Source organism: Modestobacter sp. L9-4 (assembly GCF_019112525.1).
In the GTDB taxonomy this organism is placed as follows: Bacteria; Actinomycetota; Actinomycetes; order Mycobacteriales; family Geodermatophilaceae; genus Modestobacter.
Genome location: NZ_CP077800.1, coordinates 843,559 through 856,680 on the forward strand (window position 1 = coordinate 843,559; position 13,122 = coordinate 856,680).

At 71.7% G+C, this 13,122-nt stretch carries 13 protein-coding genes; 3 read left to right on the plus strand and 10 right to left on the minus strand.

What is annotated here, in order from left to right:
* Positions 1 to 168: 168 nt before the first annotated feature.
* The 9 genes from KUM42_RS20230 to KUM42_RS04005 all read right to left on the minus strand — a co-directional run bounded on the left by KUM42_RS20230 (position 169) and on the right by KUM42_RS04005 (position 8,637).
* Positions 169 to 2,016, minus strand: coding sequence for a DUF1524 domain-containing protein (locus KUM42_RS20230; RefSeq protein ID WP_304610742.1), 1,848 nt, complete (start codon positions 2,014 to 2,016; stop codon positions 169 to 171).
* 164 nt (positions 2,017 to 2,180) lie between these two features.
* Positions 2,181 to 3,674, minus strand: coding sequence for an amino acid permease (locus KUM42_RS03970; protein WP_237495125.1), 1,494 nt, complete (start codon positions 3,672 to 3,674; stop codon positions 2,181 to 2,183).
* 152 nt (positions 3,675 to 3,826) lie between these two features.
* Entirely contained in the window at positions 3,827 to 4,135 is a 309-nt protein-coding gene (locus KUM42_RS03975) for a hypothetical protein (RefSeq protein WP_237495127.1), read from the minus strand.
* 123 nt (positions 4,136 to 4,258) lie between these two features.
* Positions 4,259 to 4,450 (minus strand): hypothetical protein, encoded by a 192-nt coding sequence (locus KUM42_RS03980; protein WP_237495129.1) that lies wholly within the window; start codon positions 4,448 to 4,450, stop codon positions 4,259 to 4,261.
* Between the two features lie 82 nt (positions 4,451 to 4,532).
* On the minus strand, positions 4,533 to 5,405 hold the full coding sequence (locus tag KUM42_RS03985) for an alpha/beta hydrolase fold domain-containing protein (RefSeq protein ID WP_237495131.1): 873 nt from the start codon (positions 5,403 to 5,405) through the stop codon (positions 4,533 to 4,535).
* On the minus strand, positions 5,402 to 5,839 hold the full coding sequence (locus KUM42_RS03990; protein WP_237496634.1) for a VOC family protein: 438 nt from the start codon (positions 5,837 to 5,839) through the stop codon (positions 5,402 to 5,404). Before KUM42_RS03990 ends, KUM42_RS03985 begins: the two co-directional genes overlap by 4 nt.
* A 104-nt stretch (positions 5,840 to 5,943) precedes the next feature.
* On the minus strand, positions 5,944 to 6,330 hold the full coding sequence (locus KUM42_RS03995; protein WP_237496635.1) for a VOC family protein: 387 nt from the start codon (positions 6,328 to 6,330) through the stop codon (positions 5,944 to 5,946).
* 92 nt (positions 6,331 to 6,422) lie between these two features.
* Complete coding sequence (locus tag KUM42_RS04000; protein ID WP_237495133.1) at positions 6,423 to 7,694, minus strand: hypothetical protein; 1,272 nt, start codon at positions 7,692 to 7,694, stop codon at positions 6,423 to 6,425.
* Between the two features lie 367 nt (positions 7,695 to 8,061).
* Entirely contained in the window at positions 8,062 to 8,637 is a 576-nt protein-coding gene (locus KUM42_RS04005) for a hypothetical protein (protein WP_237495135.1), read from the minus strand.
* 1,594 nt (positions 8,638 to 10,231) lie between these two features.
* On the opposite strand from KUM42_RS04005, the gene KUM42_RS04010 reads away from it, so the two are divergent.
* From KUM42_RS04010 to KUM42_RS04020, 3 genes are read left to right on the plus strand one after another with little or no spacing between them, the layout of a single operon-like run.
* Positions 10,232 to 10,957, plus strand: a complete 726-nt coding sequence (locus KUM42_RS04010) for a hypothetical protein (RefSeq protein WP_237495137.1) — start codon at positions 10,232 to 10,234, stop codon at positions 10,955 to 10,957.
* A 25-nt stretch (positions 10,958 to 10,982) separates the two neighbouring features.
* Entirely contained in the window at positions 10,983 to 11,678 is a 696-nt protein-coding gene (locus KUM42_RS04015) for an HD domain-containing protein (RefSeq protein ID WP_237495139.1), read from the plus strand.
* Positions 11,675 to 11,818 (plus strand): hypothetical protein, encoded by a 144-nt coding sequence (locus KUM42_RS04020; protein ID WP_237495141.1) that lies wholly within the window; start codon positions 11,675 to 11,677, stop codon positions 11,816 to 11,818. Before KUM42_RS04015 ends, KUM42_RS04020 begins: the two co-directional genes overlap by 4 nt.
* A gap of 183 nt (positions 11,819 to 12,001) precedes the next feature.
* Here KUM42_RS04020 and KUM42_RS04025 read toward each other — a convergent pair whose 3' ends face one another.
* Positions 12,002 to 13,117: a DNA cytosine methyltransferase gene (locus tag KUM42_RS04025; protein ID WP_237495142.1), complete on the minus strand. Its 1,116-nt coding sequence runs from the start codon at positions 13,115 to 13,117 to the stop codon at positions 12,002 to 12,004.
* Positions 13,118 to 13,122: the final 5 nt, after the last annotated feature.

Below are 13,122 nucleotides of genomic sequence, written 5' to 3' on the forward strand. Positions count from 1 at the left end.
ACCTGCGCCGCCGCGCGCACGACCTGTGGAACTCGGGAGTGCCGTTGTCTCACCCGCCTGGGCGACCCCGGGTCCGCCACCGACCAGTCGCTCCCCTCATTGGGCAGTCGTACGGTGCTCCAGCTCACCTCCCGGTGGCCGACGTCGTCGGCCGGCCACCGGGAGTCCTCACTTCTCGCAGGCCACGCCGTCACCGTCGCGGTCGAGCTTCCTGCTGTAGCCGGGCTCGCCGGCGTAGATCGGCGCGGCACCCGCGGCCTTTACCTCGCTGCAGTTGGCGTACGAGGTGCTCACCGGCTCGGGGTCCTCGACCGGCTCGGGCTCCACGACGGGCTCGGGCTCGGGCGCCGGCTCCGGCTCGGGCGTGGGGGCCGGAGCGGGGGCGACGATGACCGGCGCCGGGGCGGGAGCGGGCGCCGGCTTGGGCGCGGGCTGAGCGCTCGTCCTCGGCGCAGGAGCCGGAGTGGGCGTCGCGACCGGAGCCGGCGCGGCCGTCGTCCGGGCTGGGACGTTCGCGACGACGCCGCCGGGCAGCGGCTCGGCCGGGCAGGAGGACAGCACGGTCGCCATGGCGTTGTGCTCGGCCTGCGTCGTCCAGAGCCCGTAGCTCACCTTGACCGCGACCTGCCGGGCGACATAGGCGCAGCGGTAGCTCTTGTTCGGTGGCAGCCAGGTCGCGGCGTCGCCGTCCCCCTTCTGCATGTTCAGCGGGCCGTCGACGGCGAGCAGGTTGAGCGGGTCGTTGGCGAGGGCGGTGCGCCGGGCGGCGTCGAGCGCCTGCGCGCCGGTCTGCCAGGCGTTGGAGAGCGCGACGACGTGGTCGATCTGCACGGCGGCGCTGGTGTCCTGGCCGCGCACGAAGCTGATGGCCTTCCCGGAGTACGGGTCGGCGAGCTGGCCGGAGACGACGACGCAGTCGTGGGTGCCCGGCTTGAACGCCTCCGCCGTCAGGTCGCGCCCGAGCACGTCGTTGCGGGTGTCGCAGCCGTTGCGGTCGACGTCGGTCCAGGCGGCGCCGAACTGGTCGCGGCTGTAGCCGGTCTTCGGTGCGCGTCCCTTGACCGGGACGGCGGCCAGTGCGGCGAGGGCGGTGGTGGGCTGAGCGGTCTCGACGGCGGTCTGGGCCGCTGTGTCGCCGAGGAGCCCGGTCGCGAGGTCCGACGCCGCAGCAGGCGTCGCCTCCTCGGTCTCGGCGACGAGCAGCTGCGCCTCGGCGGCCATGGTGGCGGCCTCGGTGTCGAGGGCCGGTGCGGCGACCAGCGCGCTCGGCGGCGGGGCGGCGACCGTGGTCACCGGAGCCTCGGCCGGGAGCGTGGCGCCGCCGATCATCAGGGCCACCAGGCCCGCGGCAGCGACGATCCCACCGACGCGGCGGGAGGCGATGTGCGCCCAGTGGGCGCCGCCACGGACGGCCGCCAGCACCCCGACGACGAGGACCGCGAGACCGAGCACGGACATCGCTCCGCCGAACCCGCTGTCGACGGCGCCGAAGACGACGAGCGCGAGGACCAGGGCTGCGATGACGGCAAGCCGGGTCGACGGACGCCGCGTGGTGCCCACGGCGGAAGCCCCGGCCGGCGGCACCGGGTACTGCACCGTCGCCTGCTGCGGCATCGGGTACTGCACCGTCGCCTGCATCGGCACCACGGGCGGCGGGCCGGCCGGTCCGCCGGTCACGCCACGGCGGAAGGAGTCGAGAAGCGCCATCGGGTCCGTGGCGTCGAACGGGAGCCGGACGTCCCGGGAGCGGACGACGGCGCCCGGCATCGCGGCCGTCAGCTCCCGCGTCGACGCGCTGGCGGCGGTCAGGCCGAAGTTGTCGACGTAGAGGGTGGCGCCCCGGCCGGCGGGGGTGTCGAGGACCAGCCGCAGGTACTTGGCGTCCCCCTCGGGCGCCAGCACGACGTAGCCGAGCTGGACGGCGTGGTCGACGACCGCGCCGACCGGGCTGGCCGGGTTGTTCTGCGCCCAGCGGGCCAGGCGCTCCTCGACCGCTGATGGACGTGCTGACGACATTCCGGACCCCCGTTGGCGATGCAGTGAACCGGCTCATCGTGTGCCGGATCGCGGCGTCCACCAGCGAGGACATGCGGGTCACCGCTCCGCCGTCCGCTGCGCCGTCCCACCCGTCTCCCGGGCCCCACCAGGGACGGGTCCGCCCTGGTGGGGCCAGTAGGCGATCAGGTCATCGGCGTGCTCACGGGCTCGCCGGTCTCGGCGACCGCACCGTGCAGGCCGCCGGTCATCGCGTACTCCTCCTCCGGGCTCAGCACGAGCCGGTGCCGCCCGAAGCGCGCGAATCCGATCAGCCCGAGCAGGAAGACGACGAGGATGGCGACGATCGCCGGTCGGTAGTCCTCGTTGGTCATGACCCCGATGAAGATCAGCGTCGCGATGACCCCGGCGAACACCGCCCCCGGGACGCCGACCGGGCTCTTGTACGGCCGCTCGGCGTTCGGGTACTTCCGGCGCAGGAGCACGTAGCTGACCATCTGCAGCACGTAGGCGATGACCGCGCCCCAGACGGCGATGTTGAGCACGATGCTGCCCGCGGCGTCCCCACCGAACTGGACACCGAGCAGGGCCACGAAGCCGATGACGGCGCCGACGAGCAGGGCCGCCCACGGGGTCTTGCGGGTGCCGGTGACCGACAGCGCCTTGGGGTAGTAGCCGGCGCGGGAGAGCGAGTAGATGTTGCGGCCGTAGGCGTACATGATCCCCTGCAGCGAGGCGAGCAGCCCGATCAGCGCGAAGGCCGACAGGACGGCCGCGACGTCGCTGTTGGGCAGGATCGCGCGAAACCCGTCGAGCAGCGGCTCCCCGGACTCCCCGATCGCGGCCGACCCGGTGACGGCGGGGTTGAGCACGATGACGACGGCGCCGCTGGCGATGAGGGTGAACATCCCGCACATGCCGGCCCTGGGGATGTCGCGGGCCGGGGTGTGCGCCTCCTCGGCGGTGAGCGGCAGCTCCTCGATGCCGAGGAACAGCCACATCGCGAACGGCAGCGCGAGCACGACCTGCCACCAGCCGTGCGGCAGGAAGGTGGAGTTGCCCGGGTCGGGCTCGATGTCGAAGAGGCTGCCGAAGTCCAGCGCCCCGGAGAACAGCGCCATCACGCCGAAGACGGCGATCACGCCGAGGGACAGGACGGCGACGACGGTGGCGACCTTGAACGACAGCTCGGCGCCGGAGACGTTCACCGCGAGGAAGACGGCGTAGAGGATCACCCACCAGATCCACGCGGGCATCGACAGCCCGAAGAGCTCGTCGGTGATGCCGTCGGCGTAGGTGGCGGAGAAGTAGACGACGACGCCGGTGGTGGCGACGTACTCGATGGTCTCGGCCAGGCCGGTGATGAACCCGCCCCACGGCCCCATCGCGGCGCGGGCGAAGGAGTAGGCGCCGCCGGTGTGCGGCATCGCGGCCGACATCTCGCTGATGCTGGCGATCATCGCCAGGTACATCGCCGTGACGATGACGCAGGCGACGAGGAACCCGCCCCACCCGGCACCCAGGACGCCGACGTTCCAGCCGGAGAAGTCACCGGAGATGACGGCGGCGACGCCCATCCCCCACAGTCCCCAGAACCCGGCGGTGCGGCCGAGGCCGCGCTTCTCGAAGTAGCCCTCGTCCGCGGCGGCGTAGGTGACGCCGTTCTTGGCACTGGTCATGCGCACTCCCTGGTCAGCGACTCGTGGCCGCGGACGCTAGGGCTGCGCCGTCCCGCGTTGGTGTCAGCTGTGCGACGCCGGAGGAACGTCTCCGTGTCCGGCGACGCACGCCGCGGCCCTCCGCAGTGGGGGCGCGTGCACCCGTCGTCCGGTCACCGCTCGAGACCGTGGTGGCGCTGCGCGCAGTCGGCGCAGACCCCGCGATACCCGGCGAACTCCTCGGGTGGGTGCGGCTCCCGGCAGACCGGGCACCAGCGGAAGCTGCGCCGGCGCGCACGGGCGATCTCGTCGGCTGCCTGGGCCAGCCAGTCGGGGGCGCACAGCAAGTCGTCCCGACTGAACACCCGGCCCTCGTCATGGACGTCGGGGAGCTCGCCAGCGGTGACCGCGCGGAGCACGACCATCCCGCCCCCGACCCCGAGCGCGACCTGGGCGGGGCGGCCGCTGACGAACCAGGCCATCCCGCCATCCGCGTCGTCCGCCCGCCGCCAGCCCGTGCCCACCGCCGCGACGACGTCCTCGGGGCGGACACCGATGAGGTCGGCGAGCTCCTGCTCGTCGGTGGTCGGGTCGTCGGGAGACCCTCACTCGTACGCACATGCCCGGCAGCGGAACTCCGGCTGACCGTCGACCACCACGCACCCGCAGAGCACGACCAGCCCGCGCTCGGCGGCCCGGAGCAGCCCGGGGTCCGGCAGGCCGGGGACGACGCGGACCGCGTCCTCCATGCCGCACTTCGGGCACACCTGTCCGCGGACCACCCCGACCTCGCCCACCCGTACCTCCTGCCGAGATCGCCCCCGTTACCGTGCGCCCCGCGAACCTGGCACGGGCGTCCGACAGTTCCGCCGATGCGGTTCAGCCGGCGATGCGCTGCACGATCCGCCGCGTCGCCGCGCGGCCCTCCGGCGTCGGGGTCAGCGGGTAGACGTGGACGGCGCCCTCGCACACCTCCGCGTGCCCGAGGACGCCGGCGGCCCGAGCCCGCTCGATGAGCAGCCGGCCGTCGGGCAGGCCGATCTCGTGCGTGCCGACGTAGACGTCGATCGGTGCGAGCCCGGCGAGCTGTCCGTTGCCCGGGCTGAGCCGCGGCTGCGTCGGGTCGTCACCACCGGCCCACGCCTCCCCCGCCACCCGCAGCCCCACGCTGGACAGCCACGGGTCGTGCGCCTCGACGGCCGGGAGGCCGGAGTGGCTCAGCGTCAGGTCCAGCCACGGGGATAGCAGCACGATGCGCTCGGGCTGCGGCAGGCCGGCGTCGGGCAGCGTCTGCGCCAGGCCGAGCGCGAGCCCCCCACCGGCGGAGTCACCGGCGATCGTCACGCCGTCCGCGTCGTCCAGCAGTTGGCGGTAGACCTCGGTGACGAACGGATAGGCGTCCCGGTGGGTGTGCTGCGGGGCGAGCCCGTAGTGCGGCACCTCGACCCGCAGGCCGGCATCGGCGAGCGCGCCGATCAGCGCCCAGTGCTGCGGGGCGATGCCGCTGACGTACGAGCCGCCGTGCACGTAGAGGACGGCGCGCTGCGGCGTCCGGCCGCGCGGCAGCACGGTGTGCACCTCGAAGCCGTTCAGCTGCCGGCTACGGACGTCGCGCTGCTTCCGCAAGCGGGCCGGCGGCTCGGTGCTCGCCTTCGGGGCGGCGAGCCGCTTCCGGGCTCGGGCCACCGTGGCCATCCGCGGCTTGAAGGCCAGCCGCATGGCGACCTCGAGCGCACGCATCAGCAGGCTCACGGCGCCGCCGTGTCGTCGGTCCGGAGGGCGGGCCTCCGCCACACCTGGGACTGGGCCGTAGATCGGTCAGCGGGGATCTGCTGCAGCGCCCACCCATTGCCGTCGGGGTCCGACAACGCGGCGTACAGCACCCCGCCGCCGACGTCGACGACGTCGCTGACCTCCACGCCACGGCCGACCAGCTCGGCGCGGGCCTGCTCGATGTCGGCGACGACCAGGTGCAGCCCGCTGACCGGACCGGGCGGAGTCGCGTACACCGGCAGCCCAGTGCCGAAGCCGACCGAGCAGGCCGAGCCCGGCGGGGTCACCTGCACGAAGCGGAACCCGTCACCCGGGCGCAGGTCGAGGTCGACGGTGAACCCGAGCTGGTCGGCGTAGAACGCCTTGGCCCGGTCGACGTCGGCAACCGGGATCGGCACGAGCTCCAGCTTCATGTCCACGCGAGGCACCCTGCCACTCTCGGGGCCGTAGACGCGGCCCCGGTCGCGGCACGTCAGTCATCGCCCAGCCGGACGACGACGAGATGGCGACGCGCTGGTCAGAAGGCGTCGCCGGTGCGCCAGGGCATCTCCTGCAGGGTCCAGCCGTTGCCGTCGGGGTCGGCGAACCCGGCGTAGCGCACTCCCCCGCCGACGTCGGTGACCTCACCGACGTCGACCCCGCGGCCGACCAGCTCGGCACGGGCCGCGTCGATGTCGGCGACGACCAGGTGCAGCCCGCGGACCGACCCAGGCTCGGCCGCGTAGACCGGCAAGCCGGTGCCGAAGCCGATCGAGCAGGCCGACCCGGGCGGGGTCAGCTGGACGACGCGGACGCCGTCGGCCGGCTGCACGTCGACGTCGGCCGTAAAGCCGAGCCGGTCGACGTAAAACGCCTTGGCGCGGTCGACGTCGGTGACAGGGATTGGCACGAGCTCGAGCTTCATGTCCACGACTGGCATCTTGCCGTCCAGCCGGTCGGTACGACGGGGTTCCGGGCTGATCAGCGCACCGGTCACTGCGGGCCGGTCCCTACAGGTCAGCGCATCGTCCCCTGGCGCGCGAAGTGCTCGGGGACCGTGATCAGCTCGACGTCGAAGGCGTCGCACACCCGCTGGAGGCGGTCCCGCCAACGCTCCTGGTCCGGTTGGAACTCCGGGACCACGACAGCCGCACGACAGGCCGCATGGTCCAGACCGAACCGCTCGAACCACGGCGCGAGGTACGTGGCGTGCCGGATGAAGTGCCTGTACAAGACGGCCTGCTTGACGCCGTGCCGGTAGTACCCGGCCACCCCGGCGCTGCCATCGACCTTCAGTTCCAACGCCCAGGGCGTCCGACCGTCCCGGAGGAGGACGTCGAGGTAGCGACCGCTGTTGGACTTGGTCAGCCCCCAGCGAGTCGGGAACTGACTGCCCCAGCTCACCCGCTGCTCCTCCGGGGATCGCAGGAGCGTCAAGGCACCCTCCGACGTCCGGACCGGCACGATGCCACGGAGGATCCGTGACTCGAGCACGTGCTCGTTGTGCTTGCCGGTGGCCGGGACCTCCCCGTCCCAGGCGTCGGCGAAGGCGTTGATGGCCCCGGCAGCCCTAGCCACGGACGAGTCGTCGTCCGTGATGTCCAGCCGTCCCTCTGGGACGGCGGTCAGCCAGGCAGCCCGTTCGGGGCCGCGACGCCCGTCGTAGTCCTGACCGACGTCGACACGACCTTGCTGCGCGCCGACCTGAGCGACCTCCAGGCCCTCGAGCCGCAGGGACCACCAGTTCTTACGCGTCAGCATCGGATAGGCGCGGAACTCGGGGCGCGTGACGCCGGCCAGGACACGGTTGACCAGCGTCGGAGGACGATCGCCCAGGTCCATGAGGTAGCGCAACCATTCGGTGTAGCGGTACTTCTCGTGATCGCCGATGTCGTCGAGACCGCTGGCGCTGATGGGGAGCAGGTCACCCCGACTGTTCAGCCGGCGCAGCAGCACCCGGACAGGAGCCCGTAGCTCGGCCGCGAGCGTCCGTAGCGCGCCCTCTGCCTCGGTGTCCCACGCGTCCTGGACCAGGAGCAGCACGACCTCATCCGCGACCACCGCGGTGTCGCCGACGACGCCGGCGCCGTGCAGGTGCAGGTCGACCAGGTCGAGCAGTGCATCGATCTCCGTCCTGCCGTCAGCACCGACGGCGACTGCTCGTCTGCCGTCGTACACGCACCGCACGACCGTGTTCCCGATCGAGTTGACCCGGTCGCTGGTGGCGTCGACCTGCGAGACGCCGGGCAGTTGCTCGAGCAGCGTCACGAGGGAGTTGGACGTCGGCATACGTGCACCTCTCGTCTGGGGCGCTGTCGCGTCCCTCACGTGCCACCGTCCAGACGGACAGCCCAGGTGGCGGCGGGGCGCTCGTCCGCGCCTCACCAGGTGTATCGGCACCACGAGCACCGCACCGCACGTCGGGCACGACTCCGCGACTCACTACCCGACAGCGCCGCGCCGCGCCGCGCTCACGGTGGACGACCCGCAGGTCATGCCATCGGCTGGCTCGGTCGTCGCCCGGCCACGATGCTCGAGAAACGTCGAGCGGCTGCCTCTCCGTGTCCGACCGCCCGACTGCGACTTGGAGCTGTCTACGTGCGCGGCCTCGTGACCAGCGACTGACGACCACACACGGCACCGGCCAACCGTGGCGTCAATGGCCGCCTACTGACGAAGGCTTGTCGGTGACGCCGCAGAGCGACCAGAAGTGGCTGCGCCGGGCTCCGTGCTGTCCCTCCCCCGGCACTCGACTCAGCGCACGGTCGAGGCGTGACCGAAGTGCCGGGTCTGCCACCAGCCGCGGCAGGTCCTCCATTCCGAGGACGCCGTGCGTGACCAGGGTGCGCGCGTAGCGCAGTGCGGCGTCCGCCTTGGTCACGCCGCCGCGGGTCGACGTCCGCTGCCTGTTCTGCGCGGCCGCCTCCAGCGCCTGCTCGTCCGGGAAGCGGGTGAGCAGCCGCGGCAACGGGTGACTGTCGACCTCTGGCAGGGAGTCCGCGAGCAGCGGCCCGGTCGCGCCAGACGTCAAGACCCGGTGTACCAGCGGCACGACCACTCGGTCGTGGTCGGCGCCGACGCTCCACACGGCGTCGAGGACGCACGCGGACAGGCTGGTCCACCGCTCGACCGGCGTCGGCACCGGCGGCCGCTCGGTATCGGGGATCCGCCGGACGTGGTCCGGTGCTGGCTCGACTGCTTCGTCGAACAATGACGGTGACGCAGCGTCCACTCGCGATCCTTCCCTCGGCATCGCTGGCACCAGCGAGCCAACTCAGGGTTGCAAACGGGTAGGCGGACCCGCGACTGCCACACCAGCGATTCTCATCAACGGTGGACCGGCCCCACCTCGACCGGCTCCCCCATCGGCAGCCAGCGGAACCGACGCCGGGCGTCTTCGGAGTCTGCGTCGACTCCCGCTCGCCCGCGGCGGAGACCTGCAGGAAGTCGCTTCACCCTTCCTAGGGCACCGGGACGACGACCGGGGCGGCCAGCCGAGCCGCCTGTCGGCCGGTCATCGAGTACCGCAGCGGCCCGGTGACCGGATAACTGCACACCGCCCAGATCTAGGTCGGCGACGGCGACCTGCAGCCGCTCGATGACCTCCCGCTACCCGCGGAACGGCGAAGTGTCGCCGAAGACCCACAGCGAGCCGCCGTCCCACCGCAGTGCGAGCCGACAACGTCCCCGACGACCGGGCGGTCAGCGGTGGACCGTGCCGCGCGGAGATGGCCGTCACGTCGACGTCCGGGCGCCCGGGGGCGGTGAGCAGCGTCGACTTACCCGGCCGCGGCCCGCGTGCGCCCGAGCGCCGCCCACCGGACGGCGTCGTCGCGACCACCGGCACCGACGACAGGAACGCGACAAAACGACGAGCACACCGGCTCCAGCCACCCCGACCAACTCGTCCACCAGCTCCTCGACGCCGTGACCAGTGACGACGTGACCCGAGTAGAGCGGACAGCACTGACACGACCACCGCCACGGCGAAGGGCCCGGCTGACAGCGCCGCCCGCCGCGCCGGCTGGGGCGCCGAGGCACGGGACAGCCGTCACCACGCGGGCCGCTCACTCGGTCCGGTGACACGGCGGACTCTCGACCACGCACCACCGGCCCGGCGTGCTGCCATGACGCCTCGACCGAGTGGTGAGGAGGACAGGTGGCCAGGTCCATCGGTGACTGGTTCGATGATCATGCCGACGGCTCGCTCGGTGATCGCCTCGACGACGAGGTCGTCGAACGGCAGGCTCCCTGGGACCTGCAGGCGCTCGGGCGGTCGACGGCTCGTGCTGACCGTAGGACCACCCGGTCCGGCACGTGGCCGAGCCGCCGTGGCGCCGGGGGGCAGCCCCGACCCGCGGATCGACCCGTGGTTCCGGCACCGCGCGGACCTGCGACGAGCGGATCAGGTCGGCCGGGAACACCACGTTCCACCCTGCCGGCAGGGGTGCAGGCACGGGTGCGCCAAGCCGCCGAGACCCACCCGGGAGTCGGGTACAAGCAGCTCGCCCGGACACTAAAAGCGGACGGCCTCAACATCACGAGGGCGCAGGTCGCCGACGTCCTGGCCCACCCGAACTCGGGGTGGAAGCGCAAGGTGGCACCGGCCCCGCTGCCTCGTAAGCCGGCCACGGTGTTCCGCCTCCCCGCGGATGCCCAGCGGAGCCGGATCGTCCCGGCGACGGATCTGTGTCCCTCGTGCGAGATGCGGCTGACACTCACCAGCACATGCCGCTGCTCCTGACGCGGGTACAGAGAGCCAGGGTCCGTCAGCCTGTCGACGGACAGTCGCCTGCGCTGACGTCGGGCTAGTAACGGACGCCGCGGTGGTCGGCCGCGCAGCCCATGCAGTCGCGCCGGTCGTGCATGTGCTCGGGCCGGTGGAGGGTGCGACACGTGCGGCACCACCGGAACGTCCGACGGCTCCGACGCGCCATCTCCTCGACCGTCTCGGTCAGGAGTTCGACCAGGTCCCCCGGCAGTTGAGCCGCGGCAGCACCACCATGCCACTGCGGGGCGTCTCGCTCGACCCGGGTATCGCGACCAGCTTCGGCACCCGCTTCCCGCTGGAGATCGTCGGCGACTTCCCGGCCGTCCCGGCGTGGGTGGCGTCGGGCTTCAAGGCCTGCGAGCAGGAACTCATCGCCGGCGGCGAGTACCGGCTGCTGTCGGTGGACGAGGTCGGCGGGACGACGCACGCGCGGCTGCAGTGCATCGGTGCGATAGGTGACCGGGTCGGCTCGGACGACGTCCTGCTCGACGTGCTCGCCGCTGTGGACAGCGTCGGAGGGAGCGAGCTGGGGCGGGTCGGCGGCCAGTCCGAGACGCTCACCGTCCACCTGCCCGGCCGGGGCAACTGGGCGGAGGTCATCCGCGAGTCCAGTGCTGCCGAGGAGGTCGAGGTACGGCGGTACTACCTGCCGGACGACGACCCGGACGCCTTGACGACTCGGAGTACGCGATGGAACGCCGGATCCTGGCCGCGTCGCCCTCGTCGACGGGTGCTGCCCGGAGCGCCGACACTGGCCGCCATCGCGGCCCCACGTTCCTGACACCACCACGACGAAGGGACACCACATGACGGCTGCCGCACTCGAGGCACGCAAGACGACGGGCGCCGGGCCGCTGACCGAGCGGTTCGACGAAGCGCTGGCATACGCCTCGCGGCACCACCGGGAGCAGCTGCGCAAGGGATCGCGGGTGCCGTACATGTCGCACCTGATGAGCGTCAGCGCGATCATCCTGGAGCACGGCGGAAGCGAGGACCAGGCGATCGCCGGCCTGCTGCACGACACCGTCGAGGACGCACCTGACGGCGAGGGCCCGCGCGTGCTGGCAGAGATCCGCGAACAGTTCGGCGAGCCGGTGGCCGCCATCGTCGAAGCGTGCTCGGACGGACTCGACGCGGCCGGCAACCGGAGTGGTACCTGGGCGGAGCGCAAGATGCCGTACGTCGAGGGCCTGCTCGACCCGGCGAAGAAGTCGAACGAGGCACTGCTCGTGACGGCCGCCGACAAGATCCACAACGGATCGCGGATCGCCGCCGACCTGCGCAAGTTCGGCCCGGAGTTCTGGTCGACCTTCAACGCCGGCGCGGACCAGTTGCTCTGGTACTACAGGAGCGTCGACGCCGCGGTGTCCGATCGGCTGCCCGGCAGCACCATCGCCGAAGCGCTCCACCGCGTGGTCGCTGATCTCGTGACTTCGGCGGAATTCGACCCGGTGCCAGCCGCCCCGACCAACCACTCGCCCCGGGTGAAAGACGCACCGTGACGGAGGAATGGCGCCCGTTGGACTCCTACGCGGGGCCGGTCGATGAGATCGAGCCACTGACCGGCCGAGCGCTGCAGGACGAGGTCGCCTTCCGCAAGCACACCGCCGACGCAAACGGCGAGCCGTACGACCCCGAATAGGACCGCTGGTTGGAGGAGGACCGGACTGGCAAGTCCTCCAATCGGCCCGATCATCCTGGGGCCTGGTGGCGGTCCAACCTTGCCAGCTGGGAGCTTCACGGGACGATCACTTGCTCTGCCACCGGGGCGCCATCACGGCAGCCGCCGCGGAAGCGTCGCCGATCCGCTGCTGGGTGCCTTGAATCAGGCGTTGAGCCGACCAGCGACAGCCGCCGCCACAGCCGCAGCGAGCGGGGGCGGAACAGCATTACCGATCTGGCGGGCGATGGCAGCCTTGGATCCGCACCACAGGTGACGCTCATCGAAGCCCTGAACGACAGCCGCCTCGGCATGCGTGAGGGCACGGTTCACTTGAAGGCCACCGTTTTCCCACTGCGGGTGCAGGAAGCGCCCCTTCTCCGGTCGGAAGAACTCGGTGCGGATGGTCACCGACGGTTGATCCCAGCGCAGACGACCCAAGACGTCTCCCGCGCCGCTTGAGTGGCGCCGCCAGCACGGGTATTGGAGCTCCTCGGGGAGCTGGAAGCGACCTTGCCCAGGCGCGATGTGTGCATAACGGATCTCCGAGAGCACGTCATAGTGCCGCGTGACGTGCAGGTCGCGAAGCTTGAACGGTCCCGCGACCGGCACGCCTTGAAAGTCGATGGCGCTCTCGGGAAGCCAGACGTCGCGAACGTCGGGCTCCAACACCACAGGCCCCTCCAAGAAGGCTTGGCGCAGGCTGCGCCAAGCTTCGAGGCCGGCGCCTGGATTCTTACCGTGCGTCATCACGGGATCTACCACCGGACCGATTCGCGAACCGACCACGACCGTCCGGACACGCTTCTGAGGTGCCCCGAAATCTGCGGCGTTGAGCCGGAACACCTGTGAACGGAAGTCAGACAGCTCCCCGCCTTCATCAGCTGCTCGTCGCAGGAGCTGGAACTCGGGCGTGCGAGCAAACCGGTCGACGTTCTCGAACACGAACATCTGCGCGCCAGACTCGCGTACGACCCTGACGAACTCGCGCCACAGCTGATTTCGCACGTCGGCAGGGTCCCGCCGGCCGAGCGCCGAGAAGCCTTGACAGGGAGGCCCGCCGACAACGACGTCCGCCGGTGGCACGTCGACGAAGGCCGCTATGTCGCCGGCGAAGGTGTGCTGGCCCGCGGTGTCGAAGTTCACCGCATAAGTCGCCGCAGCCGACACATCCCGCTCCACGGCGGCAGCCACGCGGAAGTGCCCCTCATCCAGGAACCCCCGCGTGAGCCCCCCGCAGCCGGCGAAGAGATCTAGCATCTGAAAACTCGGCGCCAGCACCGACC

Coding starts and splice junctions, on each gene's coding strand:
- KUM42_RS20230 (WP_304610742.1), bottom strand. CDS start 2,016: ATGTCGTCAGCACGTCCATCAGCGGTCGAGGAGCGCCTGGCCCGCTGG.
- KUM42_RS03970 (WP_237495125.1), bottom strand. CDS start 3,674: ATGACCAGTGCCAAGAACGGCGTCACCTACGCCGCCGCGGACGAGGGC.
- KUM42_RS03975 (WP_237495127.1), bottom strand. CDS start 4,135: ATGGCCTGGTTCGTCAGCGGCCGCCCCGCCCAGGTCGCGCTCGGGGTC.
- KUM42_RS03990 (WP_237496634.1), bottom strand. CDS start 5,839: ATGAAGCTGGAGCTCGTGCCGATCCCGGTTGCCGACGTCGACCGGGCC.
- KUM42_RS03995 (WP_237496635.1), bottom strand. CDS start 6,330: ATGAAGCTCGAGCTCGTGCCAATCCCTGTCACCGACGTCGACCGCGCC.
- KUM42_RS04000 (WP_237495133.1), bottom strand. CDS start 7,694: ATGCCGACGTCCAACTCCCTCGTGACGCTGCTCGAGCAACTGCCCGGC.
- KUM42_RS04015 (WP_237495139.1), top strand. CDS start 10,983: ATGACGGCTGCCGCACTCGAGGCACGCAAGACGACGGGCGCCGGGCCG.